This window comes from Streptomyces sp. NPDC002130, assembly GCF_040296465.1.
Lineage (GTDB): Bacteria > Actinomycetota > Actinomycetes > Streptomycetales > Streptomycetaceae > Streptomyces.
In genome coordinates, this window is the sequence record NZ_JBEOXI010000118.1 from 1 (window position 1) to 25,213 (window position 25,213).

Here is a 25,213-nt window from a genome sequence, read left to right on the forward strand (position 1 = left end):
CCGGACGCGGGGCCCGCTCGCTGTTGTGCGGGCCCGCCGGTCGTCGGCGTCGCCGTGGGTCCCTCACGGGCATTTCAAGAAAATGGCGCGACTCGGCGTTTCGCCTGTCAAAAGCCGCGAACGTCTCCTAGGTTTAACACTGTCGGTAGGCGGTCCATCACGGACCGTGTGCGACGTAAGAAACGGAGAGGTAATGCGCAAGTTCCAGAAGGCCGCGGTCGTCATGGCCGCGCTCGGCACCGTCACCTTCCTCGGCGCCGGCGTCAGCCAGGCCGGCGACGGGTCGCTCGAGGTGGACACCAAGCAGTCCAACACGTGCGGCAACGAGAGCCAGTCGGGCGTCCTCAACATCGGCCGCATCAATGTCCAGGTCCTGGACATCCTGGCGAACCAGCCTGTTGACCAGAGCAAGTCGGTGTCCTGCACCAACGCCTTTGCTCTCGGCGGCGGTCACTGAACAGGTGACCCGGGCGGGCCTCGAGACTCGAACGATGTTTCGGGCCCCGGGGCCCGCCCCCGGCTTTTGCCGATGCAAGTTTTCGAAGGTCCCCGTCGTCCACTCGGGGAATCGCCGTAAAGGAGTATGGACATGCCGAATGCAAAGAGGATCGCAGTCGTAGCGGGGGTTCTGTGGAGCGTGGCTCTCCTCGGAGCCGGGGCCGGCCAGGCCTTCGCCCTTGACGGCTCGGGCGGGTCCAGTGGCTCTGGCAAGTGCGTCGATGACGGCAAGGGGAATGTCCGCTGCGTGCACGAGGCCGTATACCGCGACAGAAACGGAAACGTCCACGTCGTTACGAGCCAGGCGCAGAGCTGTTCAAGCGAGGGCTGCAGCAGCAATGTCGTCATCGGTGGCAAGGACTCCTGACGTCCGAGACAGCCGTGGCGCCCTTGTTCACGTCGGCGCCCGTCTCGTAAGCCCACCCGTCGGTCAGCGATGGCCGGGACCCGGTACCGGGTCCCGGCCATTCGCGTATGCAGAGGGTCGCCACCGCTCGCGTGCTGCGCCCGACGGGCGTGTTTAAGGCAGCCGTCGTACGGGCGCGCCCGCGAGGAACGCGCGGATGTTCTCGACCGCCTGACCGTAGTACGTCGCGTAGTTGGCCTGGGAGACGTAGCCGAGGTGCGGCGTCGCGAGGAGGCGGGGTGCCGTGCGCATCGGGTGGTCCGCGGGAAGGGGCTCGATGTCGAAGACGTCCACGCCGGCACCGGCGATACGGCCCGCGTGCAGGGCGTCGAGCAGAGCGTCCTGGTCGACGATCGCCGCGCGTGAGGTGTTGATCAGGTAGGCGGACGGCTTGAGGAGGGCGAGTTCGGACCGGCCGAGCAGGCCGCGGGTGCGGTCGCCGAGGGCGAGGTGGACCGACACGAAGTCGCTGTCCGTCAGCAGCGCCTCCTTGGAGGGGGCGAGTTCCACGCCGACCTCGTCGGCACGTTCCCGGGTGAGGTTCTGACTCCAGGCCCCGACCCGCATGCCGAAGGCGAGCCCGACCTGGGCGACTCGGCTGCCTATTTTCCCCAAGCCGAGCAGCCCGAGACGCCGGCCGTGCAGATCGGCACCGACGGTGCTCTGCCAGGGGCCGCCGGAGCGCAGGGCGTTGCTCTCCTCGACGAGCCCGCGTGCGAGGCCGAGCAGCAGCGCCCAGGTCAGTTCGACCGGCGGGGTGGAGGAACTGGCCGTGCCGCACACCGTGACGCCGTGGGCCTCGGCGGCTGCGTAGTCGATGACGGAGTTGCGCATGCCGGAGGCGACGATCAGTTTCAGCCGGGGCAGCCGGGCGATCAGCGACCCGGGGAACGGCACGCGTTCGCGCAGGGTCACGACGATGTCGAAACCGGCCAGGGCGGCGACGAGGTCGTCCTCGCCTTCGATGTGCCGATCGAAGGTCACGACGTCCACGTCGTCCGCGATCCCCGTCCAGTCGGCGACCTCGGTCGCCACCTTCTGAAAGTCGTCCAGAACAGCGCATCGCAGCCCCACGGCTTGCCCCTTTCACGGTGCAGGGTTCGGGTCGGGTTCGGTTTCGGCCGCCATGATCGCGCGTGCTCTGTGGCTGCGGAAAGTGGCAGAACCTCGACACCGCCTCGCGCCGACCCCTTCGTCTTCGTCCCCAAGCGGTGGGGGTGGGCCCCGGTGCAAGATGTCCCGGTCTGGTCTAGTGCCGCGACTGGCCCTGTTCACCAGGGAACTCACGACGCGATTCACCTCGGGACTCGTCGAGCGGCACGAAGCGGTCAGAGGCGGTCTCGCTTCCTAAAGATCCGACCAGGTGTGCGGCTCCATGTAGGCGTGCCACCCTCGGAAGAACCAGTCCGCCAGATCCGTCAGCCGTTCGATGCATGCGGTGTAGTAGTCCGCCGGTTCCGGGCGAGGGAAGTTGGGGTGCGCCGTCCACGAGGGGACGTCCGTGGCCACGTGGTAGTAGCCCTCGGCCAGCCAGCGGGGAAGCTCCTCGGCTTCCTGCCAGCGTTCACAGACAGTGCGCATGGCTTTCTCCAGCCGGGAGAAGGCGTCTCGATCCCAGACCAAATCGCCTCGCAGTCCCAGCAGGAAGCTCCCGGGCTCGGAACGGAACTCGTGCTCCAAGGTCTTCAAAGCTTGGTCCATGGCGCAGATGCTGCCAGCCCACCGTCCCCTTGCAGGAGGTGGATGGGCTCTCACCTCGACAGGTATCCGACACGGCGACCCGCAAAGCCCAGCTCTTGATCATCGAGAGAACGTCCGGGGCTTTGTCGCACCGGCTCGCATGCACCCTGACCAGCAAAAAGCCCTCCCAAACGGGAGGGCGGAGACTTGCGCCCCCGGCAGGACTCGAACCTGCGGCCAAGCGCTTAGAAGGCGCCTGCTCTATCCACTGAGCTACGGGGGCCGGGTGTGGTGGCCTCTGTCCTGGTGCCCGGGTGTGGGCCGAACCGTGACGTTGCCGGGGACAAGGATAGGGCTCCCGCGTCCATGTCCCTGTTGCTTCGCCTCCGTGGCTCGATGTGGAGGTTCGGTGAAGCGGTCCTGATAATCGCAGGCAGGTACGAATCGTGCACCGCTTTTGGCGTCAGAGGCATCGGGTGTTGTGCACTCGTTATGCCTGGAGTGTGCCCGTGTCCCAGTCGTCCCTTCCGTCCCTTGTGTTCTATCGGCGCGCAGACATGCTCATATGCTTCAGAATTCCCCTAAAATTGGGCATTCTTCACATGTGGTGACCTTGGACGTACGGCCTCAGCTGCTCGACGCACTCTCCGCCCTGCGCGACCGTGTCGCCGCCGCACGCTTCCCGCTGCCCCTGGCGGGGGCCCCACGCGCGCGTGCCAACCGCGACGAACTCCTCGCGCAGCTCGACGACTACTTGGTGCCCCGCTTGCGGGACCCCGAAGCGCCGCTTCTGGCCGTCGTGGGCGGGTCGACCGGAGCCGGGAAATCGACGCTCGTGAACTCCCTCGTGGGACGGCGGGTCAGTGAGGCGGGCGTGCTGCGGCCGACGACACGCACCCCCGTCCTGGTCAGCCATCCGGAGGACCACCACTGGTTCAGCGGGATGAGGGTGCTGCCCGATCTCACGCGCGTGTGGGTGCCCCAGCAGGAAAACACCGAGGACCTGCTGCTCCCCGGCGAGAACCCCGCGCGCGTGCTGCGCGTCGAGACCGCCGAGACTCTCCCGCCCGGCCTCGCCCTCCTCGACGCCCCCGACATCGACTCCCTGGTCTCCGACAACCGGGTCCTGGCCGCCGAACTCATCTGCGCCGCCGACATCTGGGTCATGGTCACCACCGCCGCCCGCTACGCCGACGCCGTCCCCTGGCACATGCTGCGCACCGCCAAGGAGTACGACGTCACCCTCGTGACCGTGCTCGACCGTGTGCCCCACCAGGTGGTGAACGAGGTGTCACGGCAGTACGGGGCCCTGCTCACCAAGGCCGGGCTCGGCGAGGTGCCGCGCTTCACCGTGCCCGAACTGCCCGAGTCCGCCTGGGGCGGCGGGCTCCTGCCGGCCTCCGCCGTCGCCCAGTTGCGCACCTGGCTGATCCACCAGGCCCAGGACCCCGTGGCCCGGCAGCACGTCCTCGCCCGCACGGCGTACGGCGTCCTCGACTCCCTCAAGTCCCGCATGCCCGCACTGGCCGGTGCCGCCGCCGCGCAGTACGCCGCCGCTCTGCGGCTCACCTCCGCCGTCGAGATGGCGTACGACAGCGAGCACACGCGCGTGCGGAGCCGGTTGCAGAGCGGCGCGGTCCTCGCCGGGGACGCGCTCAAGCGGTGGCGCGCCTTCCCCCTGGACTGCACCGCCGCCGAACTGCTCGACGCGCTCGTGGAGAGCCTCAGCGCGCTGCTGCTGTGCGCCGTCACCGCCGCCGACGAGCGCGTCGACGACGCCTGGCGGCGCGAACCGGCGTCCGCCGCCCCGGAACTCGCCGCACGCGACTCGGGGGCGGACAGCGCCGAGCAACGCATCGGGCTGGCCGTACGGCGATGGCGGCGGGAGCTGGAGGAGCACGCCGAGGACGAGGTGCGCGAACTCGACCGCACCCTCGCGCCCGACCCCGAAGTGGTCGCCGCCCTGGTCGCCACCTCCCTGCTGGGCGGCCGCCGGGGCCGGATGGCCGGGGAGGGCCTCGCCGAGCGGATCGGCGCCCATGGCGCGCTGCGGCTGCGCGACCGGGCGGGGCGGCTGCTCACCGAGCACGTGGACCGCGTCCTGCACGCCGAACGCGAGCGCCGGCTCGCCCCGCTCGACGCGCTGGAGGTCCACCCCGAGCCACAGGCCGAACTCATCGCCGCGCTGTCCGTACTGCAGAAGGAGAGGTGACCGGTGACCGCCGTCACTGACCAGGACCCCACCGAGCACGCCGATCAGCCGGACGACGACGCCCGCAAGACGGCAGGCACCGCCGACCGGAGTGCCCCGGCCGGGGAGCGCGCGGCTCGCACCGACTCCACCGAGACCTGGGACGACGGGCTCATCGCTCGCCGGGTCAACGAGACAGCCGAAGGAGACCGGTTCCCCATGACGGACAGCCGCTCCGCCGTCCCGCCGACGGTGACACCACTGGTGTACGAGGCTTCGTTGCGCTCCCGGCTCGAGGCGCTGCGCGAACTGGTGGGACTCTCCCGCACCCGGCTCGACAGCCGGACGCTGTCGCAGGCCGGCCGGGTGCTCGACGAGGCGTCCGCGCGGCGCAGGCTCTCCGGGCAGCACACCGTCGTCGCCATCGCGGGCGCCACCGGAAGCGGCAAGTCGCAGCTGTTCAACGCGCTCGCGGGGGTGACCATCTCGGAGACGGGTGTACGCCGTCCCACCACCGCGGCGCCCATCGCGTGCAGTTGGAGCGACGGGGGTGCCGGCCTCATCGAACGGCTCGGCATCCCGCCCCGGCTGCGCCGCCGCCCGCTGCCGTCCGGGGACGGCGAGTCGCCGCTGCGCGGACTCGTCCTGATCGACCTGCCCGACCACGACTCGGCGGCCGTACAGCACCGTCAGCACGTGGACCGCATCCTGGCGCTCGTCGACGCGGTCATCTGGGTCGTCGACCCGGAGAAGTACGCCGACGCCGTCCTCCACGAGCGCTATCTGCGGCCGATGGCGGCCCACGCCGAGGTCATGTTCGTCGTCCTCAACCAGATCGACCGGCTGCCCGGGGAGGCCGCCGAGCAGGTCCTCGACGATCTGCGGCGGCTCCTCGACGAGGATGGCATCGCCCTCGGGGAGTACGGCGAACCGGGTACGACCGTGCTCGCGCTGTCCGCGCTCACCGGGGACGGCGTGGGGGAACTGCGCGAGGCTCTCGGCCAGTTCGTCTCGGAGCGCGGGGCGGCGAACCGTCGTATCTCGGCCGATGTGGACATCGCCGCGGCCCGGCTGTGGCCCGTCTACGCCACCCAGCGGCGGACCGGACTCAGCGAACAGGCCCGGGAGGAGTTCTCCGACCGGCTCGCGGACGCGGTGGGCGCCACGGCGGCGGGCGAGGCGGCCGAGCGGGCGTGGCTGCGCAACGCCAACCGGGCCTGCGGCACGCCCTGGCTGCGGCTGTGGCGCTGGTACCAGGACCGCGGCGAGCCCACCACGGGCCGGCTGCCCGGGCGCACGCAGGCCGACGAGGAGGCGACCGCCCGTCAGCGGGTCGAGCAGGCGGTGCGGACGGTGGCCGACCGGGCCTCGGCCGGGCTTCCCGCGCCCTGGGCGCAGGCGGTGCGCGAGGCGGCCGTGCGCGGCTCACAGGGGTTGCCGGAGGCGCTGGACGAGCTGACCGTGCGTGCGGGTGTGCCGACGGGGCGGCCGCCGCGGCCCGGGTGGTGGCCGGTGGCCGTACTGGTCCAGGCGTCCATGACGATCCTGCAGTTCCTGGGCGGACTGTGGCTGCTGGGCCAGATCATCGGGGTCGTGTCGCCCAACCTGGGGGTGCCGGTGCTGCTGATGGTGATCGGCATCGTCGGCGGCCCGCTCATCGAGTGGAGCTGCCGGATGGCGGCCCGCGGCCCGGCCCGGCGCTACGGCCTGGAGGCGGAACGCCGGTTGCGGGAGGCGGCGTCCGGATGCGGCAGGGCCCGGGTATTGGACCCTGTGGCGGCGGAGCTGCTGCGCTACCGGGAGGTCAGGGAGCAGTACGGGAGGGTGGTGGGAGCGGGGCGGTGACGCTACGGCGGTGAGGCGCTGGGTGGGGGCGGTGAGGCAGGTGGAGTAGTGAGGCGTCGGACGGACCGGTGAGGGGCCGGATGGACGGGTGGGGGCCGGACGGACCGGTGAGGGGCCGGATGGACCGGTGACGCGCTGGGTGGAGTGGTGGCTTCGCGAGTGGCGGCTGTGACGGGCCGCAGGCGTTGCCGTCGCTCCTGAGGCGCCCACCCGCAGTCACCCCTGCGGGTGGCGGCGTTGTCCACAGGCCGGCGGTGGTCCACAGCGCTCAGCGGGCCCGGCCCGACGGCGGCAGTCTGGCAGACGCAGCCGTACGGGACGGGCCCGTACGCGTGTCGGCCCGGTGTGTTGCCGTAGTCCGGGCGAGGGAGGGTTCGTGATGAACGAGACGATGGTCTGCGCGGTGGGCAGGGTGGCGACGCAACCGGTGTACCGGGAGATGGCGTCCGGCCCGTCGGCGAGGTTCCGGCTCGCGGTGACCGCGCGCTACTGGGACCGCGAGAAGAACACGTGGACCGACGGGCACACCAACTTCTTCACGGTGTGGGCCAACCGCCAGCTGGCCACGAACACGGCGGCGTCGTTGACGGTCGGTGAGCCCGTGATCGTGCAGGGCAGGCTGAAGGTGCGGACCGACGTACGCGAGGGGCAGAGCTGGACGTCGGCGGACATCGACGCGGTGGCGATCGGGCACGACCTGGCGTGGGGCACCGCGGCTTTCAGGCGCGCGAGCAAGACGGAGGCCACCGCCCTCTCGCAGACACAGCCCGAGCCCAACTGGGAGACACCACCGGAAAGTTCGGAGAATGCGGCGGCCGCTCGCGAGCAATCAGGCTTGGTCGCAGCTGTTTTGACGTGACGTCAAGCAGCAAACCTGCCTGAACTGCGGCTTATCGGCGAGTGCGCACCGAACGACCAGGGGTGATTTGTCGATAAGCCCTGCTCGCCGGCGGTGTCGGCGATAACGATTCCGAGTCGGATCACTCGTCCGACCGTCTGACCGGCGGGCAAGGTCTCCCGCGTCCCTAGGATGCCGGACATGGCTCTCGGGACCTTTGTGTCCGGTGAGGCTTCTGATTCTGCAGGTGGGACCGTCCCCCCACGTCAACGGGTCCTGCTCGAAGGGGAATTTGGTGTTTGCTTCGTTCTCTGAACTGTTCGTACGCAGGCGAGGCGCGGCCCGCCTCGCCACCGCTACGGTGGTGTCCGGACTTGTCGCCGCGGGCGGGCTGGCCGGTGCCGGCCGGGCGGCCGCCGACGATACGACGCAGAGTCAGGGCGGGGCGGCCGCGACGATAGGCGGCCTCAAGACGTTCGGCGCGGCCGTGATACACGCCGGCACCGGTGACCAGGAGATCTCGGCGGGCCTGTTCGAGATGTCCGTCGACGGCGGCGGCATGCTGCAGACGTACTGCGTCGATCTCCACAACCCCACGCAGCGGGACGCCAAGTACCACGAGACGCCTTGGAGCGGCACCTCCCTGGGGGCCAACAAGGACGCCGGCAAGATCCGTTGGATCCTGCAGAACTCCTACCCGCAGGTGAACGACCTCGCGACGCTGGCGCGCAAGGCGGGCGTGCGGGGCGCGCTGACCGAGCAGGACGCGGCGGCCGGCACGCAGGTCGCAATCTGGCGCTACTCGGACGACGTGGCAGTCGACGCCCTCGACCCGCAGGCCGAGCAGCTCGCGGACCACCTGGAGAAGAGCGCCCGCAACCTGCCCGAGCCCCGCGCCTCGCTCACCCTCGAGCCGCCCGCGGTCTCCGGCCGGCCGGGGGAGCTGCTCGGACCGGTGACGGTGCGCACCAATGCCGGCAGCGCGACGGTCACCCCGCCCGCTGACGCCGCCACGAGCGGGGTGCGGGTCGTCGACAAGCAGGGCAAGGCCGTCACCTCCACGTCCGACGGCGGGCAGGTCTACTTCGACGTGCCCGAGGACGCGGCGGCGGGCACGTCGGAGCTGAATGTGCAGGCCTCGACCACCGTGCCGGTCGGCCGGGCCTTCGCCTCCGAGAGCCGCAGCCAGACGCAGATCCTGGCCGGTTCCAGCGAGTCGACGGTGTCCGCGACGGCCGAGGCGACGTGGGCGAAGCAGGGCCCGGTCCCGGCGCTGTCGGCGGCGAAGAACTGCGCCGAGGGCGGCGTCGACATCATCGCGTCCAACAAGGGCGACGAGCCGTTCACCTTCGAACTGGCCGGGCTGCAGCACACCATCGCCGCGGGCGAATCCCGCACGGTGACGATGCCGCTCCAGGAGGACCAGGCCTACGACTTCACGATCCACGGCCCCGGCGGTTTCGCGAAGCGCTTCACCGGCATGCTGGACTGCCAGACACGTGGCAGCGACACCGGCACGACCACCCAGACCCTGAGCGAGCCGATCCCGGCGACGGTGGGCGGCGCGGCCACGGACACCAACCTCGCCGAGACGGGCGGCTCGGCCATCACGCCCCTGATCGCGGGCACGGCCATCGGCTTCGTCCTGATCGGCGGGGCGACGCTGATCGTGCTGCGACGCAGGGAGTCGACGGCGGGGGAGTGACACGGGCGGACGCCACCCCGGGCGGCCCCTGACCGCCGGTCCCTGGCGATCGCCGCCGCGCCAGGGCCGGGGCGCACTGTCCATGTCAGGCAGCGAGAGGTACCTGCTCGCCCTCCGCCGGGATCTGGTAGTGGGCCCAGATCTGGTTCAACTCGTGCTGGTAGTAGAGCGGATACAGACCGGCCACGATGAAGAGGATGAGGCCGATCCAGGGGTTGCACTCCTGCTCCATCCCCGCGGACCGCTGCATACGGGCTATGCGCACACCGGTGTTGTAGACCGAGATGAAGGGCGGAACGATCAACAGCCAGCCGAGAGCGAGAGCCACGACCGACACGGCCGGATTGACCTCGATCCGCTGATCGAAGTCGCGGGCCTCGCGATTTATTTTGTAGTACCAGACCAGGTGGTAGATCCCGAGTGTGATCAGCGGCCAGATCAGCCAGACGAGAAAGATGTTGCGGGTCTTACCAGCGCGACCTGACATGGCGCACCTCCCATATGTCCAGTGCATCACGATCAGGTGCGAGGCGCGCGTGGTGAGGTGCGCGGCGGCTCCTGGCGACGGGCAGCGACGGGCAGACCCCTGCCGCCCCCAGTGAAACCGCAGGTCACAGCCCTCGCCCCAGACGCGTTTCCACCCAGGGCTGGCGGTACGGCAAGATGGGGTGTATCTGCCCACTGCCAGTTTCAAGCTGCCGGACGGTTTCTCTTGGCTGAGTTCATTTACACCATGCGCAAGGCGCGCAAAGCGCACGGCGACAAGGTGATCCTCGACGACGTGACGACGAGCTTCCTCCCGGGAGCGAAGATCGGCGTCGTCGGCCCGAACGGCGCCGGCAAGTCGACGATCCTGAAGATCATGGCCGGCATCGAGCAGCCGTCCAACGGTGACGCCTTCCTCACTCCCGGTTACACGGTCGGCATCCTGCTCCAGGAGCCCCCGCTGACCGAGGACAAGACCGTCCTGGAGAACGTCCAGGAGGGTGTCGCCGGGATCAAGGGCAAGCTCGACCGGTTCAACGAGATCGCCGAGCAGATGGCGACCGACTACACCGACGAGCTCATGAACGAGATGGGCAAGCTTCAGGAGGACCTCGACCACGCCAACGCGTGGGACCTCGACGCCCAGCTGGAGCAGGCCATGGACGCCCTGGGCTGCCCGCCCGGCGACTGGCCCGTCACCAACCTGTCCGGTGGTGAGCGCCGCCGCGTCGCGCTGTGCAAGCTGCTGCTCGAGCAGCCCGACCTGCTGCTGCTCGACGAGCCCACCAACCACCTCGACGCCGAGTCGGTGAACTGGCTGGAGCAGCACCTCGCCAAGTACCCGGGCACCGTCGTCGCGGTCACCCACGACCGGTACTTCCTCGACAACGTCGCCCAGTGGATCTGCGAGGTCGACCGCGGTCGCCTCTACCCCTACGAGGGCAACTACTCCAAGTACCTGGAGACCAAGGCCGCCCGCCTCAAGGTCGAGGGCCAGAAGGACGCCAAGCGGCAGAAGCGGCTCAAGGAAGAGCTCGAGTGGGTGCGGTCCAACGCCAAGGGGCGGCAGGCCAAGTCCAAGGCGCGTCTGGCCCGCTACGAGGAGATGGCCGCCGAGGCCGACAAGATGCGGAAGCTGGACTTCGAGGAGATCCAGATCCCGCCGGGCCCGCGCCTGGGCAACGTCGTCGTCGAGGTCAGCAACCTCAGCAAGGGCTTCGGCGAGAAGCTGCTCATCGACGACCTCAGCTTCACGCTGCCGCGCAACGGCATCGTCGGGATCATCGGCCCGAACGGTGCCGGCAAGACCACCCTGTTCAAGATGATCCAGGGCATCGAGGAGCCGGACTCCGGCGCCATCAAGGTCGGCGACACCGTCAAGATCTCCTACGTCGACCAGAGCCGCGAGAACATCGACCCGAAGAAGTCGCTGTGGGCCGTCGTCAGCGATGAGCTCGACTACATCAATGTCGGCCAGGTCGAGATGCCGTCCCGGGCCTATGTCTCCGCCTTCGGGTTCAAGGGGCCGGACCAGCAGAAGCCGGCCGGGGTGCTCTCCGGTGGTGAGCGCAACCGGCTGAACCTCGCGCTCACCCTCAAGCAGGGCGGCAACCTGCTGCTCCTCGACGAGCCGACCAACGACCTCGACGTCGAGACCCTCTCCAGCCTGGAGAACGCGCTGCTGGAGTTCCCGGGTGCGGCCGTGGTCGTCTCCCACGACCGGTGGTTCCTGGACCGAGTGGCCACACACATCCTCGCCTACGAGGGCGAGTCCAAGTGGTTCTGGTTCGAGGGCAACTTCGAGTCGTACGAGAAGAACAAGATCGAGCGGCTCGGTCCGGACGCCGCCCGTCCGCACCGCGCCACCTACAAGAAGCTGACCCGGGGCTGATCGATCTTGCGGCACATCTACCGCTGCCCGCTGCGCTGGGCGGACATGGACGCGTACGGCCACGTCAACAACGTGGTGTTCCTCCGCTACCTGGAGGAAGCCCGTATCGACTTCCTGTTCCGCCCGGAGAAGGACTTCAAGCAGGGGTCCGTGGTGGCACGCCATGAGATCGACTACAAGCGGCAGCTCGTGCACCGGCACCACCCGGTGGACATCGAGCTGTGGGTCACCGAGATCAGGGCCGCGTCCTTCACCCTCACCTACGAGGTGAAGGACGACGACCAGGTCTACGTGCGGGCCTCGACGGTGATCGTGCCGTTCGACTTCGAGGCGCAGCGCCCGCGCCGGATCACCGCGGAGGAGCGGGAGTTCCTGCGCGAGTACATGGATGACGCCGAGGAGGAGGCCGTCGCCGCATGACGGTGCTCCACCTCGCCGACGAGGGGGAGGCGGCGGATCTCGCGGCCTTCCTCTCCCGGCTGCTCCACTACGACCGTGGGGCCGCGGTGCGTCTGCAGGCCGCGGGCACCGCACTGGCCGTCTTCGGGCGGCCGCCGTCCTTCGAGGTGCTCGCCGTGCGGGCGGTGCGGCTGGCGAAGCCGTACGAGAAGGGTCTTGAGGTCACGCTGGACGTGACGGTGTCCGCCGGTGAGTTCCTGGAGACGGTGGACGAGAAGGCCGGCACGGCCGTCGTGCCGAGCGCCGTGACCGGGCCGCCGTGGGCGGGTGTGCTGCCGCCCCGTGGCGACTGGCGGGCCGAGCCGGGGCTGCCGGCGCCGGAGGCGCTGCGCGAGCTCGTGGCCGCCGTGATCGCCGAGTTCCGCTCGCGTACGCAGGAGTTGCCCCCCGAGGGGCGGACGCGGGCCGAGCTGGACCGGATCGGGCGGGACGTCTGGTCGCGCACGGTCGGGGACACCCGGCTGCCCGTCCGGGCCGTGCACGCGGCGCAGTCCCTCGGCTTCCTGCGGCCCGGGGTGCCGCTCGGGCTGTTCTCGTCGGGCGCGTGGCTGAGGCTGCGCACGCCGTACGGGTCCGTCGCCGTACGACGTGCCGGGCTCGGGGCGCTGGACGTCAGCGTCCGCTGAGCAGCGCCGCCCGACCACACGCCGCGGGCGTCAGCCCGCGGTGTTGACCATCGAGGCCGCCGCGTACGTCAGGTAGTTCCACAGCGTGTGCTCGTGCTCCTCGGACAGGCCGAGCTCCTCGACGGCGACCCGCATGTGCTTCAGCCACGCGTCGTGCGCCGCCCGGTCGACCGCGAAGGGCGCGTGCCGCATCCGCAGCCGCGGGTGGCCGCGGTTCTCGCTGTACGTCGTGGGACCGCCCCAGTACTGGATGAGGAACAGCACGAGGCGCTCCTCGGCCGGGCCCAGGTCCTCCTCGGGATACATGGGCCGCAGCAGCGGGTCCTCGGCGACTCCCTCGTAGAAACGGTGGACGAGCCGACGGAAGGTCTCCTCCCCGCCGACCTGCTCGTAGAAGGTCTGCTCCTGAAGCGTGCCGCGCCGAATCTCATTCACGCGCTCCATGGTCTCAGACGCTCCGGCATAGGACTCAAGACCTAGGACCCTGCCTCTCCTGCCGGGACCCTGCCCTTACTGTGGAGACATGGGCGGCTACGCACCCGGCACGGAGCTCGACGGTCTCGCCGCCGCCGCGCGGGCGGCGCTGGTGCGGCGGATCGAGGCGAGCGGGGCCTGGGCCGCCGACCCGCGCTGGCGGGAGGCCTTCGCGGCGGTCCCGCGGCACCTCTTCGTGCCGTACTACTACGTCGGTGTCGCCGGCGGCTACGAACGCCGCTGGGGGGAGAGCGCCGACCCCGAGGCGCGGGAGCGGTGGCTGCGCGGCGCCTACGAGGACACCCCGCTGGCCACCCGGCTGCGCGACGGCGAGCTGCTGTCCTCCAGCAGCCAGCCGTCCCTGATGGCGGACATGCTGACCGCGCTGGGCGTCGAGGACGGTCACACGGTCCTGGAGATCGGCGCCGGCACCGGCTACAACGCGGCGCTGCTGGCCCACCGGCTGGGCGACGACAAGGTCACGACCGTCGACCTCGACCCGGAGATCACCGAGTCGGCCCGCCGGCACCTGGCCGCGGCCGGGTACCACCCGGTCGTCGTCACCGGCGACGGCGCCCGGGGCGTGCCCGAGCGTGCGCCGTTCGACCGGATCATCGCCACCTGCGCCCTGAGCGGCGTCCCGCGCGCCTGGGTGGCCCAGAGCCGCCCCGGCGGCCGGATCCTCATGCCGCTCGCCACCGGCCTGATCGTGCTCACGGTGACCGGCGCGGGGCACGCCGAGGGACGTTTCCTGCACACGCCCGCCTACTTCGTGCCGCTGCGCGGCGCCGGCCGGCCCGGGGGCGAGCCGGTCCAGCTGGGCGGGGTGCCGCACCGGGCGCGGGAGGACGACCTGTTCCGGTTCCTGCTGGCCCTGACCCGCGGCAGCCTGGACCCGCAGGAGGCCCACTCGTTGTGGGAGCAGGAGGGCAGGCCGCGGCGCGAGCGCTACGGCATCACGGTCGGCGAGGACCGGGAATGGGCCTGGCTGGACGACCCGGAGGGGCCGTACGCCTGGCCCCTCCCGTCGTGAACGGTCTCAGTGAACGGTCTCAGCCGCGGCGGATCGTGATCGTCGTCCAGGCGCCCACGTGCACCCGGTCGCCGTCCTGGAGCGGTACGGGGACGAAGGGCTGGATCGGTTCCTCCGAGCCGTTGACCGTCGTGCCGTTCGTCGAGTTCTGGTCGACGACCGCCCAGCTGCCGTCCGGCTGCTGGACCAGCACCGCGTGCTGGTGCGAGACGCCCGGGTCCTCCGGCGGCGTCGACAGGTCGATGTCGGGGGTGTCACCGGTGGAGTGCCGACGGCGGCCGATCGTGAGCTGGTTGCCGGTGAGCGTGCGCTGCTGCTCGGGCGAGTAGGCGGGCAGGTTCAGGCCCGCGGCCTCGGGGCCGGAGCGCTGCATCATCGCCATGAAGTAGTCGCGGTCCGGGCCGATGGTCGCGGTCCACGTCGCGGGTCCCTGCGGCGCCTGGGGCTGCTGCGGGAAGCCGCCGGGGCCGGGCGGGGCCTGGGTCGCGCCGGGCTGCGGGTAGCCGTAGCCGCCCTGGCCGGGGCCGCCGGGGCCACCCTGTCCGCCGGGGCCGGACGACGGCGGGGGGATCACCCAGTCGTCGTCACCGCCGCCGAAGGACGGACCGCCCTGCTGCGGGGGCCGCTGGGTCTCCTGCGGGAATCCGGGCGGGGTCGGCGGGCCGGACTGGTGGAACGCCTGCGGAGCACCTGGACCGCCTGGACCGCCGGGGCCGGGCGGGGGCGGGACCGGCCGCGAGGGGTCGGCGCCGAAGCCACCGGGGCCGCCGGGACCACTCGGGCCGCCGGGACCACCGGGGCCGGGAGGGCCGCCGAAGCCACCGGGGCCGCCAGGGCCGGGCGGGGTCGGGGCAGCCCCGGGCTGCGGGTAGCCGTAGCCACCGCCCTGAGGGCCGCCTGGGCCGCCGGGGCCACCCGGGCCGGGGCGGCCGGACGGGTCGCCGCCGAACGGCGGGATCGGCTCGGCCGGGCGGTTGATCTGCGACGGGCGGGAGCCCTGGTACTCGTAGGAGTCACCGCCGCCGTACGACGGGCCGGGGGGCGGGCCGCCCTGCTGACCCGGTGGCTGGAAACGCACGCCCGGGCCGGGCGGCGGGGCCGCGGGGGTGTAGGACGTCGCCGTGTTCGTCAGGAAGTTCCACCGGCACTCCTCGCAGAACGGGGCGCCGCCCTCACGCGGCGTACGGCACTGCGGGCAGAGCTCCGGCTCGGCGTTCGGTACGGCGGACAGGTGCGGCGGGCGTCCACCGGGCTGGCCGCCCGGGCCCTGCGGGCCACCCTGGCCGGGCGGAGGCGGGAAGCCGTAGCCGCCGGGCGGGGGCGGCGGGGGAGGAGGCGGAGGCACGGCACCCGCCATGCGGTGACCGCAGACCTCGCACCAGTCGTCGGAACCCGACTGGTGTCCGTTCGGGCAGGTCGGCATGTCGGCGCGTCCCTCCTTCGATCTCTTCTAGGTCACTTCTTGACGCGAACGGTCTTGGTGGAACGGGTTTCGAGCGTCATCTCGTCAGCCTCCGCGACCTTCGCCTTCAGTCGCACAGTACCGGTCGCGGCATCGACCACGTCCACCACCTTCGCAAGCAGTTTCGCAGTATCGGCGTTCCCGGAGGCACTCGCGAGCTGAACGGCCCGGCCCAGTTTGGCCGTTGCGCCGTCCATATCTCCCGACTTACGAAGATCCAGCCCTTGTTGGATGACTTGTGCCAGTTCGGCCTGCCCGGTGTAGTGGGCGACCTGAGGGTTGATCGACGTCGAGGCGACCATGTCGTCCGTCCACACGGCCCGCACGAGGCCCTGCGCGCCGAGGTTCTGGACGCTGCCGTCGGGCTGCGGAATGACGAGTGAGATCCGGCCCGCCAGCATCTCCTGCCCGATGCTCGCGACCGGGACCTCGATGCAGACGTGGTAGTCACGCGACTCATCTCCCCAGGAACCAAGGGGGTAGTCGCCGGCGCGCGCACTCGCCTCGGTGCGCCGGCCGGTCAGGTCCTCGACCGTCGGCGCGACCTGCTTGACGAACTTCACGGTCGTGTCGACGGGGGTCCACAGCCGCAGGGAGACGTCCGCGACCTCCTTGCCCATCGCCGTCTCCATCATCTGCGTGAAGTCCGCGGCGAGCGCGGCCGGATCGGCGACGATGTCGGCGGTGCCGAGCAGGGCGGAGGCGATCCCTGTGACTTCTTTCACTTCCCAGTCGGTGCCCACGCCACGCGCGTCACACGTGAAGCGCCCGGCGCACGCGTCGAGCGCGGCCTTCAGGTCCTGGGGCGACTCGTGCTCGTTGCGGCCGTCGGTGAGCAGGATGCCGTGCCGGATCGCGACGTCCGCGGAGGACAGCAGGCGGTCGGCCAGTTTCAGCCAGGTGCCGATGGCCGTGCCGCCGCCCGCGCTCAGCGAGCGCAGCGCCTGCTTGGCCTGCGCGCGGGTGGTGGCGTCGGCGACCGCGACGCGTCCGCCGCCCGGGTAGACCTCCTTCGCCACGTGCGTCCCGCCGATCACCGCGAAGTGCACGCCGTCGCGCAGGGTGTCGATCGCGGCGGCCGTGGCGTCACGGGCGTTGCGCATCTTGGTCGGCGGGTAGTCCATCGAACCCGAGCAGTCGACCATGACCGCCACGGCCGCGGACGGGCCCTGGCCGGGCGAGTAGAGGTGGGGCGCCGCGACCGCGCTGCCGATCGTGCCGCCGCCGGTCGCCGTCACCGTGACGATGGCGTTGACCTCGCCGGCGCCCTCCGGCAGGTACTCGTTCTGGTACACGTCCACCGAGAACTGGGGCACGTTCGACTTCGAGAAATTGGCCATGCCTGCTTCGATCCCCCTCCAAAGCCCCCGCCGCGGCGGGGTGATGACGGTAGGCGGACCGGTCCCCTCCGGTCCGCCGAGGCGTCCCCGTACGTGGCCTCAGGCCGATCCTGCCCCCTGGGGCACGGCCGGGAACGGCACGAGCGCCACTGTTACGTTGTCGTGGCCCCCGCCGTCCAGAGCGTGACCGACGAGCACCCGGGCGCTGTGCAGCGGATGCGTCGCCGCGTCGAGCGGGACGACGCGGGCCATCTCCTCGGCCGCCTCCGCGTAGTTCCACAGGCCGTCCGTGCAGACCACGACCACGCCGGGCCGGTCCGGCTTGAACGCGGCGGTGTGCGGTTCCAGCTCGTAGGCGTCCGCGCCGAGCCAGCCGGTGATCGCGTGGGCGCGCTCGTCGGCGTACGCCTCGGCCTCGTTCATCAGGCCCGCGGCGACCATCTGGGCGGCCCAGGAGTCGTCCTCGGTGAGCCGGGCGGGGGGAGCGCTGCGGTCGACCGGGACCCAGTAGGCGCGGCTGTCGCCGACCCAGCCGACGATCAGCAGGCCCGACGTCACCACGGCGCCGACGATGGTGCAGGCGGGGGCGTTCTGGTGAGGGGCCTGCTCCAGGGCCGTGGCGGGCTCCGCGGCGAGCGAGTTGACGGCGCGCGAGGCGGCGAGGATCGCGTCGTGCATCGCCTGCTGCGGGTGCGCGCCGCGCGGCAGGGCCGCCAGCAGCGTCTCGCCCGCCGCCTTGGACGCCGCCGCGGAGGCGTCGTCGGGGCGGGTCGCCGAGGAGACGCCGTCGCAGACGATCGCGACGGAGGCGGGGGAGCCGTCGGGCAGCGCGGTGGTGCCGATGGCGAACGCGTCCTCGTTGCGGTGGTGGCGCAGACCGCGGTCGCTGACCGCGGCCACCGGGCCGGACTCCTGCTCCATGTGGTCCCGTTCGCGCGGCTGGGCGTGGCCGCAGTTCTCGCAGTAGCCGTCGTCGTCCACGCGGCCGGCCCGGCAGGCGACGCAGACCTTGCCGCCGGTGCCCGCGGCCTGGGCCGCCGGCTCGGCGGACGCCCGTGGGTCCGGTGCCTGGAGGAGGTACTCGTCGGGCTGTGTCTGGTAGATCTCCGGTGAGGCGGCAGACCCGTCGGCCCGCTGCGGCCGGTCGAACCGTACGCCTCCGCCCGCGGCCGGTGGGGCGCTCGGCGGTGGGGGTGCCTGAGGCGGCAGGGCGGAACCGCCCGAGTCCGTGCCCGGGAGGTCCGTCGGCAGGTGCACCGCGTCCGGGGCGCCCGCGCCGTCCGGCCCCGGCGCGGGCCAGGCCGTGCCGGCGGGGGGCGCCGACGGCGGCTCGGGATACTCACCGGCCGGAGCACCCTGGGCGGGCACCGAGCCGTTCATGGTGATGGTCGGGTTGTCCTGCGGCCGTTCCGGCACGGCGGACAGGTCGTATCCGCACGCGCCGCAGAAACGGTCACCCGACTCGAGGGGTTCCTCGCAGCTCGGGCAGGCGGACAACCGGGGCATCTGCGACATCAACTACACCCACGTCCGGGGGCGGTAACGATTGGCACGTTCCACCAGGTCGATCCTCTCCTCGCCGCCCCGCGCCAGCCGGGCCAGCGTGCGGTACGAGCGTTCCAGACCGAAACGCAGGCCCCGCTCGTCCAGGCCGCTGCCGAGCAGCGTCCGTCCCCCGGCGGCGGGAGGGGCGGAACCCTGGCCCCCGGAGAGTACCCAGTCCAGCGCGCAACCGAGGACTTCGGCCGACAACTGCTCCCGCCGCGCCGGATCCAGACCGTACGCCTCCAGCGCCTCGACCTGCGCGGCGGCCGCCGTCAGATCCCCCAGGAACGCCGCGTCGGCGGCGGTCGGCGTGCGCTGCCGCAGCCGCGCCCGGACGGCCGCGACCCGCGCCGCCGTGTAGTGGATGGAGGACTCCGGGACGGACTCCAGCGTGCGTACGGCGCCACGCCGGTCCCCGGTCGCCAGCTGGACGCGCGCCAGGCCGAACGCGGCGCTCACATAGCTCGGGTCGGTCGACCACACCAGCCGGTAGTACTCGGCGGCGTTGTCGAGCTGGCCCAGCACCTCCGCGCACAGGCCCAGCGCCAGCTTGGGCGCGATCTCACCGGGAAAGGCGTCGTAGATCGCGTCGAAGGCGAGGGCGGCACCCTCGTCGTCACCCGTCACCAGGGCGGCCAGGCCCCGGTACCAGACCACCCGCCAGTCGTCGGGCCGTTCGCCCTCCAGCGCCACCAGCGCCTGCAGTGCGGCGGCCGGATCGCCGGTCTCCAGCCAGGCCCGGATCTGCCTCAGCCGCGTCTCGATCGACGGGGCCGGGGCGGCCGCCAGGGCACCGAGCAGCTCGCCCGGCGCCGAGGTCATCAGACCGGCCAGGAAACCCGCGTTGGGGTCGGTCGGGTCGACACGCGGGACGGGCAGGGCGAACGCGGCGGCGGGGGTGTCGACGGGCTTGACGAGGCTCTGCGCCGGCCCGGGCCGCTGCGGACCGGGCAAGGCGGCGGGAGCGCCGGCACCAGCGCGCGTCCGCGGCACCCGGGCCCCCAGGCGGGACACCTCGCCGTCCAGCCTCGGGAACAACTCCGTGTCCGTGACCCGCAGTTCCGGACCGAACAGCGTGGACAGGGCGGGGCGGGCGCGGCCCGTCTGGAGGGAGACGACCTCGCGCAGGACACCCGTCAGCTGCTCGGTCATCTCCTGCGCGGAGGCGAACCGGCGGGCCGGGTCGGGATCCGTGGCACGGACCAGCAGCCGGTAGAACGACTCGTACTGCCGGAACACCTCGATGTGGTCCGGGTCGGGCAGGGAGTCGGCATAGACGTTCGTGTAGCCCTGGAAGTCGAAGGTCATGACCGCGAGGGTGCGGGCGACCGTGTACAGGTCGCTGGCCACCGACGGGCCGGCCTCGGCCACCTCCGGGGCCTGGTACCCGACCGTGCCGTAGATGGCCGACTCCTCGTCGTCCATCCTGCGCACCGCGCCCATGTCGATCAGCTTGAGCTGGTCCTCGGTCTGGATGGCGTTGTCGACCTTGAAGTCGCAGTACAGCAGGTTCCGGCTGTGCAGGTGCCCGAGCGCCTCCAGCGCCTCGATGCCGTACGCGCAGGCCTGCTCCACCGGCAGCGGGTCGCGCCTGCCCTGCGGGGTGCGGCGGGCATTGGCGATCTCCTTCAGGGACTTGCCGCCGACGTACTCCATGACGATGTAACCGTCGAGCGAGCCGGTGCGCTGGTCCAGATGCTCCACGAAGTTGTAGATCCGCACGATGTTGGCGTGCTCGATCTCCGCGAGGAAGCGCCGCTCGGAGATCGCCGCAGCCATCGCGTCCTGGTCGCCCGTGTCGAGCAGGCCCTTCAGGACCACCCAACGGTCGGACACCGCCCGGTCGACGGCCAGGTAGATCCAGCCGAGCCCGCCGTGCGCCAGGCAGCCGACCACCTCGTACTGGCCGTGCACGACGTCCAGGGCCTTCAGCTTCGGCACGAACGAGTACGGGTGCCCGCACTTGGTGCAGAAGCCCTCCGTACGGCCCGGCCGGTCGCCGCGTGCCCGGCCCACCGGGGCACCGCAGTCGGAGCGCGAGCAGAACCGCTTCCGCTCGGGCACCTCGGGGTTGTCCAGGACCATCTCGCGCGGGTCGGGCCGCGGGATCGGCGGCACCTGCACCAGCCCGGCGCCCAGCCGGCCCCGGGACCCCGAGCCGGTGGACGAGCCGGAGCTGCGCACCGACACCGAGCGGCCCGTCGACGTGCCCGACAGGGACCGCGACAGACGCCCCGACACCGAGCGGCGGGACTTCGACGACTGGGACGACGTCCGCGAACTGCGGCCGCTGGAACGGGAACTGCCGCTGCCAGCGGACCCGCGGGAGCCGCCCCTGCCCCCGGCCGTGACGCCGGTGGGAGGCGAACCGACCATGCCTTCCCCGGAGGGGGGACCCCCAGCCGCGACGACCGGGGCCAGACCACAGGTGTCGCAGTACAGTTCACCGCCGCCCACGTCCTCGTACGCGCCCTCGCAGCCGGGCCGCTGACAGGCCCGTGGCGGCGCGCCGGCCGGCTCGTGCGGTGCCTGACCCATGGACTCCCCCTCGTCGCTCATGCGCCCGGCCCCCTCCGGTCGTCCTCCGGCACGCCCTGCTCCGGCAGCCGCGGGCCCCCGCCGAGCAGTTCCGCCGCCGCGTGCTGGAAGCGCAGCACCGCCTGCTCCGCGGCACGCAGGTCGCAGGGGGCGCTCCACAGCATGCGGCGCGCCTTCTCGTACCGCTCCACCAGCAGCGTGTCCTCGGCGAAGCCGTGCCGCGCGACCTTCGCCTTGTACGCGTCCAGCCTGCCGCGCAGCTCGGCGCGGACCGCCAGCGGTGCGGTGACCGCGGTCAACGACTCCCGGGCGCGCAGCAGTTCGTCCTCGGCCTTCTGCTCCAGCGACTCCAGCAGCGGGGACAGCCGGTGCCACTGCGCCTGCCTGCGGTACTCGGCCGCCGCCGCCAGCTGCTCCTGCAGCACCGTCGGCGGCCCGCTGACCACCGGCACCTCAGTCGCCGCGATCTTCGCGAGGACCTCGCCGCGTGCCGTGCGCGCCTCGGCGAGCGTGCGGTCCGCGCGGCTGAGGAGGTCCCGCAGCCGCACGATCCGCTTCTCGGCGTCCTGGCGGACCGTCAGTACGGCGTCGATCTCACGCCGTACGTCCTCCAGGGCGCGCGCCTCCCGGTCGTACACCGTCGTGTCCGGCCTGCCGCCGCCCGGCGCCGAACTGCCCTCCGCGGCCAGCCAGAACGCCAGCGGGTCCGAGACCACCTGCTCGCGCAGCTTGGTCAGTACCCGCGTGATGCGCTCCAGGTCGTCACCGGCCGGGTGCTCGCCGGGGCGCACGCCGACCGAGTGCGCGAGCCGGCGGGTGCGCTGGAGTTCGGCCGCGAGCAGGTCTATCCGGGCCGGCAGCGCCGACCAGACCACGTCCGCGGCGACCACCATGTCCAGGCTCGTGGCGTACAGCTCGTTCATGCGGTCGACGAGGGTGCTGAGCGAGTAGCGCTCGCTGAGCTTCGTCGGACTGCCATGCAGGGTGGGGGCGTTGGCCGTCGCCGATGCGCTGCCCGCGACGGTGACCGAGTCGCCGTTCAGCAGCTCCGTCAGCTCCACCAGGTCCTCGCGGCTGGACCAGCGGCGGCGGGAGCGGATGTCGCGGGCGGAGCGCAGCGCGCCGGTGTACGCGTCGAAGTACGTCCACAGCAACGTGATCGACGCCTCCGTGGACGTCCAGCGCTCCTGGGTGACGCCGGTGAGCTCGGCGCCCTCCAGAAGTCTGCGGCCCGCGTGGTCCTGCAGGGCGAGGAGCGAGGTCTCGATCGCCTCGTGCTCCGCGCCGAGCCGCGCCAGCGCACGGTCCACCTCGTCCCGGTCCATCACCGGCCCGGTGGGTCCCGTGGCGCCCATCGATCACCTCTCGCTGCGGTCGTGCCCGTCGGGGCGTTCTTGGTCGTGGTCCGGCTGTGTGCCGGTCATCAGCTCGTGCGGAGGTACTGCGGTGCCGGTGGTTCCGACTTCTTCGCATCCTTGCCCAGAGTTGCCGACAGCCATCGGTCGTACGACGCCTGCCAGCCGTTCGCGGTGTCCTTGCGGTAGTCGACCAGGATCTGGTTGACCCGGCGTACCAGATCGTCCGCGTCCTTCTTCATCGCCACGCCGTAGTACTCGGCAGTGAAGGCGTCGCCCTTGAGCTCGACCGTCGGATCCTGCGCCGCCTGGCTCGCCGCGAGAGCACCGTCGGTGACCACGGCGTCGACCTCGCCGAGCTGGAGCCGTACCAGACAGTCGAGTTGGTTCGGGACCGTGGTGGACATGTCGGTGTCGGCGGGCAGTTTGCCGGCCTTCTGGTCCGCCTCCAGCGTGGAGTGGGCCGTGGAGCCGGCCGCGGTGCAGACCTTGCGGCCGGCGAGCGTGTCGTCGTAGCCCTTGACGGGCGAGGACTTCGGTGCGAGGACCTGCTGGCCCGTCTTGAAGTAGGGCGCGGAGAAGGCCACGTCGGCGATGCGGTCGCAGTTGATCGTCATCGTGCGGACGACCATGTCCACGCTGCCGTCCCGGATCGCCGGGATGCGCTGGTTGGTGGGGATCGCCTTGAACTGGACGGCGTCCGGGTCGCCGAGGATGTCCTCGGCGATGCGGTGGACCAGGTCGATGTCGAAGCCCTCGAGCTCCGCGGTCCTGCCGCTGTTGGGGTTGCGGTAACCCCAGCGGTAGCTGTTCTGGTCGACTCCGACGATCAGCTTGCGCTTCCCGCCCTTGCGGTCCTTGATCTCCCGGATGGTGTCGCCGTCGGCGGAGGAGGGGGAGAGGGTCTGCTTCTCCGGGGCCTCGCAGTCTTCCTCCGCCTTGGTCTCGGCGGTGTGGGTGGTCGCGGTGGCGTTCTGGGCCGACGTCGTGGTCGTGGTGAGCGGCAGGCAGAGGGCCACCAGCGCCACCAGGGCGCAGACGACTGCCATCGCGGTCACTCCGCCCCAGCCCCTGAGCGTGTCTCGCACGGTCGTTCCTCCCTTCGCCCCTGGCCCGTTCATCGGTACTCCGAGAGCCTGCGGCCGATGCCCAGCACCGCGCCCGCGGCGCCCAGCACCGCCAGTACGGCCACACCCGCCGGCATGCCCGTCAGCGCGTCACGGCCGTCCCCCGCCGCGCGCTTGAACTCCGTCTCCTCGTGCGCGAGTGCCGTGCGCAGGTTCTCGTCGACGCTGTCGAAGCACTCGCCGGTCGCGTCCTTGGTGCCGATGACCCGGTCCAGCGCCTCCTGGTAGTTGCCGTTCTCGTCCTGTGCCCGGGCCGCTGCGTGGCGCTTCTTCCACTCCTGCATGTTGCCCACGGCGGCCGTGACGGGGCGCTCGCCCGAGTCGTCGTCGGCGAGCTTCTCCGCTGCCGCCAGATACCCGGCCAGGTCCTCGATGTCCGTGCCGAAGTCGTAGTCGTAGGCGTCGTGGGTCTCTTCGCCGACCTTCTTCGTCTCCGCGCCGCGGGCCACCAGGGTCAGGTTCTCGTTGCCCCTGGCCTTGAGGGAGGCGATGCGCGCGTCGTGCAGCACGTTCAGGGAGCGGACGCCGTGGTCGAAGGAGTCGTTCAGGCCCGCGCGGGCGACGGTGTGGCCGACGACCAGCCAGAGCAGGACGACCGTCGCGGTGGCGGTGGCGGCCACCAGGCCGTGGTTCAGGACCCTGTTCGTCCGCTCGTAGTTGCGGCGCTGGGCCCAGGCGAGGGCGGCCAGGGCGGCGACGCCGAGGGCGATGGCCGCCCAGGGGTAGGGCGTGGCGGCCGCGTAGTCCGCGTTGAGGCGCTGGTTCTCCTTCTTGTAGAGGTCCTCCGCCGCCGGGAGCATCTGCTCCTGCATCTTCTCGTTGGCGTAGCGGAGGTAGGCGCCGCCGACGGGGAAGCCCTGCCGGTTGTACGTACGGGCGCGCTCCACCAGGCCCTTGTACTCCGGGAGGAGTCGGTTGAGCTTGGCGATCGTCGCCGTGGACGGGGAGTCCGGGTCGGCGTTCGCGGCGGCGTTGACGAGCTTCTCCGCGGCCGTGCGGATGTCCCGCTCGTAGCGGTCTCGGGTGGCCGCCGACTCCTGGCCGCCGGCGAGGAAGCCGCTGGATGCCGCGGTGTTGGCGTCCGCGAGGGAGCGGTAGATGTCGGCGGCGTCCGAGCTGAGGGGCTGACTGCGGGTGAGGACGTCGTCGGCGGCGGTCGCGCGGTCGGTCATCTGCCAGGCGGTGACGGCACCGAAGGCGATGACGAGGAGGGCCAGCAGGGCGCCGATGATGCGCAGGCGGCCGGGCTCGGTGGTGGCTGCGGTGCGGAGCTGGTCGAGGCCCTCGGCGAACGCGGTGCGGCGGGGGCCCGGCGGGGGCGCGGGAGCGTTTCCGGGGGGTCGGGCGGGGGGCGCTGCCTGTGCCGGGACCGCCGGCAGGACGGGCAGGACCGGGCCCGGTGGTGGCGGGCTGCTCTTCGGCGTGTGCGTCACTGTGACCTCCCCCATGGTCATCCGTCGCCGCAAGTATCGCTGCCGGGACCGACATCCGCACCGGCCTTGCCCTGATCTTGATCGGATCGCAGCGTGGCGCACCACCCCCAGGCACCACGCCTTGTCCAGGAACACGTACGGGGGGTTGGTTCGGTTCCCGTGCGGCGTGGTGGGGGTGCGCGTCCTGCGCCTGGCGCCGGGTGGTGGGTCGGGGCCGCGCCGGGGGGTGTCCGTCCTCGGAACGGCGCGATGGGGTTGCGTGTACTTCGACTGCACACCGA

General features: G+C 71.6%; 21 protein-coding genes and 1 tRNA gene. 10 read left to right on the top strand and 12 right to left on the bottom strand.

Annotation, left to right across the window (positions count from 1 at the left end; translation table 11 throughout):
- Positions 1–193 precede the first annotated feature (193 nt).
- Both ABT116_RS22440 and ABT116_RS22445 read left to right on the top strand, forming a co-directional pair.
- Entirely contained in the window at positions 194–457 is a 264-nt protein-coding gene (locus ABT116_RS22440) for a hypothetical protein (RefSeq protein ID WP_351636738.1), read from the top strand.
- A 132-nt stretch (positions 458–589) separates the two neighbouring features.
- The gene (locus tag ABT116_RS22445) at positions 590–865 is read left to right on the top strand and encodes a hypothetical protein (RefSeq protein WP_351636740.1); all 276 of its coding nucleotides are present in this window, start codon (positions 590–592) and stop codon (positions 863–865) included.
- Positions 866–1,018: 153 nt separating this feature from the next.
- On the opposite strand, the gene ABT116_RS22450 is transcribed toward ABT116_RS22445, so the two are convergent.
- The 3 genes from ABT116_RS22450 to ABT116_RS22460 form a co-directional block, all read right to left on the bottom strand.
- Positions 1,019–1,978, bottom strand: a complete 960-nt coding sequence (locus tag ABT116_RS22450) for a D-2-hydroxyacid dehydrogenase family protein (RefSeq protein ID WP_351636742.1) — start codon at positions 1,976–1,978, stop codon at positions 1,019–1,021.
- Positions 1,979–2,251: 273 nt separating this feature from the next.
- On the bottom strand, positions 2,252–2,605 hold the full coding sequence (locus ABT116_RS22455) for a hypothetical protein (RefSeq protein ID WP_190898909.1): 354 nt from the start codon (positions 2,603–2,605) through the stop codon (positions 2,252–2,254).
- Between the two features lie 189 nt (positions 2,606–2,794).
- A tRNA-Arg gene (locus ABT116_RS22460) sits at positions 2,795–2,867 on the bottom strand.
- 321 nt (positions 2,868–3,188) lie between these two features.
- Between ABT116_RS22460 and ABT116_RS22465 the strand changes: the two genes are divergently transcribed.
- The 4 genes from ABT116_RS22465 (at position 3,189) to ABT116_RS22480 (ending at position 9,163) form a co-directional block, all read left to right on the top strand.
- Positions 3,189–4,796, top strand: coding sequence for a dynamin family protein (locus ABT116_RS22465; protein ID WP_351636745.1), 1,608 nt, complete (start codon positions 3,189–3,191; stop codon positions 4,794–4,796).
- Between the two features lie 3 nt (positions 4,797–4,799).
- Positions 4,800–6,620, top strand: coding sequence for a GTP-binding protein (locus ABT116_RS22470; RefSeq protein WP_351636747.1), 1,821 nt, complete (start codon positions 4,800–4,802; stop codon positions 6,618–6,620).
- A 379-nt stretch (positions 6,621–6,999) separates the two neighbouring features.
- Positions 7,000–7,479, top strand: coding sequence for a single-stranded DNA-binding protein (locus tag ABT116_RS22475; RefSeq protein WP_351636749.1), 480 nt, complete (start codon positions 7,000–7,002; stop codon positions 7,477–7,479).
- 274 nt (positions 7,480–7,753) lie between these two features.
- On the top strand, positions 7,754–9,163 hold the full coding sequence (locus tag ABT116_RS22480; protein ID WP_351636751.1) for a Cys-Gln thioester bond-forming surface protein: 1,410 nt from the start codon (positions 7,754–7,756) through the stop codon (positions 9,161–9,163).
- A gap of 85 nt (positions 9,164–9,248) precedes the next feature.
- Here the strand turns inward: ABT116_RS22480 and ABT116_RS22485 are convergent, their stop codons facing one another.
- The gene (locus ABT116_RS22485; RefSeq protein ID WP_351636753.1) at positions 9,249–9,650 is read right to left on the bottom strand and encodes a DUF4234 domain-containing protein; all 402 of its coding nucleotides are present in this window, start codon (positions 9,648–9,650) and stop codon (positions 9,249–9,251) included.
- Positions 9,651–9,875: 225 nt separating this feature from the next.
- Between ABT116_RS22485 and ettA the strand changes: the two genes are divergently transcribed.
- From ettA to ABT116_RS22500, 3 genes are read left to right on the top strand one after another with little or no spacing between them, the layout of a single operon-like run.
- Complete coding sequence (gene ettA / locus ABT116_RS22490; RefSeq protein ID WP_351636755.1) at positions 9,876–11,540, top strand: energy-dependent translational throttle protein EttA; 1,665 nt, start codon at positions 9,876–9,878, stop codon at positions 11,538–11,540.
- 6 nt (positions 11,541–11,546) lie between these two features.
- Positions 11,547–11,960, top strand: a complete 414-nt coding sequence (locus tag ABT116_RS22495; protein ID WP_031105280.1) for an acyl-CoA thioesterase — start codon at positions 11,547–11,549, stop codon at positions 11,958–11,960.
- Positions 11,957–12,625 carry a DUF8185 domain-containing protein gene (locus ABT116_RS22500; RefSeq protein WP_351636757.1) on the top strand — a complete coding sequence of 223 codons (669 nt, stop codon included), beginning with the start codon at positions 11,957–11,959 and terminating at the stop codon, positions 12,623–12,625. The genes ABT116_RS22495 and ABT116_RS22500 overlap by 4 nt, the downstream gene beginning before the upstream one ends.
- A gap of 30 nt (positions 12,626–12,655) precedes the next feature.
- Here ABT116_RS22500 and ABT116_RS22505 read toward each other — a convergent pair whose 3' ends face one another.
- Entirely contained in the window at positions 12,656–13,069 is a 414-nt protein-coding gene (locus ABT116_RS22505; RefSeq protein ID WP_351636760.1) for a globin, read from the bottom strand.
- A gap of 79 nt (positions 13,070–13,148) precedes the next feature.
- Here ABT116_RS22505 and ABT116_RS22510 point away from each other — a divergent pair, with 79 nt between their 5' ends.
- Complete coding sequence (locus ABT116_RS22510; protein ID WP_351636762.1) at positions 13,149–14,132, top strand: methyltransferase domain-containing protein; 984 nt, start codon at positions 13,149–13,151, stop codon at positions 14,130–14,132.
- A gap of 19 nt (positions 14,133–14,151) precedes the next feature.
- On the opposite strand, the gene ABT116_RS22515 is transcribed toward ABT116_RS22510, so the two are convergent.
- The 7 genes from ABT116_RS22515 to ABT116_RS22545 all read right to left on the bottom strand — a co-directional run bounded on the left by ABT116_RS22515 (position 14,152) and on the right by ABT116_RS22545 (position 24,932).
- Entirely contained in the window at positions 14,152–15,555 is a 1,404-nt protein-coding gene (locus tag ABT116_RS22515) for an FHA domain-containing protein (RefSeq protein ID WP_351636764.1), read from the bottom strand.
- A gap of 32 nt (positions 15,556–15,587) precedes the next feature.
- The gene (locus ABT116_RS22520) at positions 15,588–16,934 is read right to left on the bottom strand and encodes a vWA domain-containing protein (RefSeq protein ID WP_351636766.1); all 1,347 of its coding nucleotides are present in this window, start codon (positions 16,932–16,934) and stop codon (positions 15,588–15,590) included.
- A gap of 99 nt (positions 16,935–17,033) precedes the next feature.
- The gene (locus tag ABT116_RS22525) at positions 17,034–18,449 is read right to left on the bottom strand and encodes a PP2C family protein-serine/threonine phosphatase (protein WP_351636768.1); all 1,416 of its coding nucleotides are present in this window, start codon (positions 18,447–18,449) and stop codon (positions 17,034–17,036) included.
- 3 nt (positions 18,450–18,452) lie between these two features.
- A complete protein-coding gene (locus tag ABT116_RS22530; protein ID WP_502983914.1) occupies positions 18,453–21,017 on the bottom strand; it encodes a serine/threonine-protein kinase in 2,565 nt (854 codons plus the stop codon).
- A 17-nt stretch (positions 21,018–21,034) separates the two neighbouring features.
- Positions 21,035–22,372 carry a coiled-coil domain-containing protein gene (locus ABT116_RS22535; RefSeq protein WP_351636772.1) on the bottom strand — a complete coding sequence of 446 codons (1,338 nt, stop codon included), beginning with the start codon at positions 22,370–22,372 and terminating at the stop codon, positions 21,035–21,037.
- Between the two features lie 68 nt (positions 22,373–22,440).
- On the bottom strand, positions 22,441–23,460 hold the full coding sequence (locus ABT116_RS22540; protein ID WP_502983913.1) for a glutamate ABC transporter substrate-binding protein: 1,020 nt from the start codon (positions 23,458–23,460) through the stop codon (positions 22,441–22,443).
- Between the two features lie 29 nt (positions 23,461–23,489).
- Positions 23,490–24,932 carry a GlnX family signal transduction membrane protein gene (locus tag ABT116_RS22545; RefSeq protein WP_351636776.1) on the bottom strand — a complete coding sequence of 481 codons (1,443 nt, stop codon included), beginning with the start codon at positions 24,930–24,932 and terminating at the stop codon, positions 23,490–23,492.
- Between the last annotated feature and the right edge of the window lie 281 nt (positions 24,933–25,213).

Coding starts and splice junctions, on each gene's coding strand:
- ABT116_RS22440 (WP_351636738.1), top strand. CDS start 194: ATGCGCAAGTTCCAGAAGGCCGCGGTCGTCATGGCCGCGCTCGGCACC.
- ABT116_RS22445 (WP_351636740.1), top strand. CDS start 590: ATGCCGAATGCAAAGAGGATCGCAGTCGTAGCGGGGGTTCTGTGGAGC.
- ABT116_RS22455 (WP_190898909.1), bottom strand. CDS start 2,605: ATGGACCAAGCTTTGAAGACCTTGGAGCACGAGTTCCGTTCCGAGCCC.
- ABT116_RS22475 (WP_351636749.1), top strand. CDS start 7,000: ATGAACGAGACGATGGTCTGCGCGGTGGGCAGGGTGGCGACGCAACCG.
- ABT116_RS22485 (WP_351636753.1), bottom strand. CDS start 9,650: ATGTCAGGTCGCGCTGGTAAGACCCGCAACATCTTTCTCGTCTGGCTG.
- ABT116_RS22500 (WP_351636757.1), top strand. CDS start 11,957: ATGACGGTGCTCCACCTCGCCGACGAGGGGGAGGCGGCGGATCTCGCG.
- ABT116_RS22505 (WP_351636760.1), bottom strand. CDS start 13,069: ATGGAGCGCGTGAATGAGATTCGGCGCGGCACGCTTCAGGAGCAGACC.
- ABT116_RS22510 (WP_351636762.1), top strand. CDS start 13,149: ATGGGCGGCTACGCACCCGGCACGGAGCTCGACGGTCTCGCCGCCGCC.
- ABT116_RS22515 (WP_351636764.1), bottom strand. CDS start 15,555: ATGCCGACCTGCCCGAACGGACACCAGTCGGGTTCCGACGACTGGTGC.
- ABT116_RS22520 (WP_351636766.1), bottom strand. CDS start 16,934: ATGGCCAATTTCTCGAAGTCGAACGTGCCCCAGTTCTCGGTGGACGTG.
- ABT116_RS22525 (WP_351636768.1), bottom strand. CDS start 18,449: ATGTCGCAGATGCCCCGGTTGTCCGCCTGCCCGAGCTGCGAGGAACCC.
- ABT116_RS22530 (WP_502983914.1), bottom strand. CDS start 21,017: ATGGGTCAGGCACCGCACGAGCCGGCCGGCGCGCCGCCACGGGCCTGT.
- ABT116_RS22535 (WP_351636772.1), bottom strand. CDS start 22,372: ATGGGCGCCACGGGACCCACCGGGCCGGTGATGGACCGGGACGAGGTG.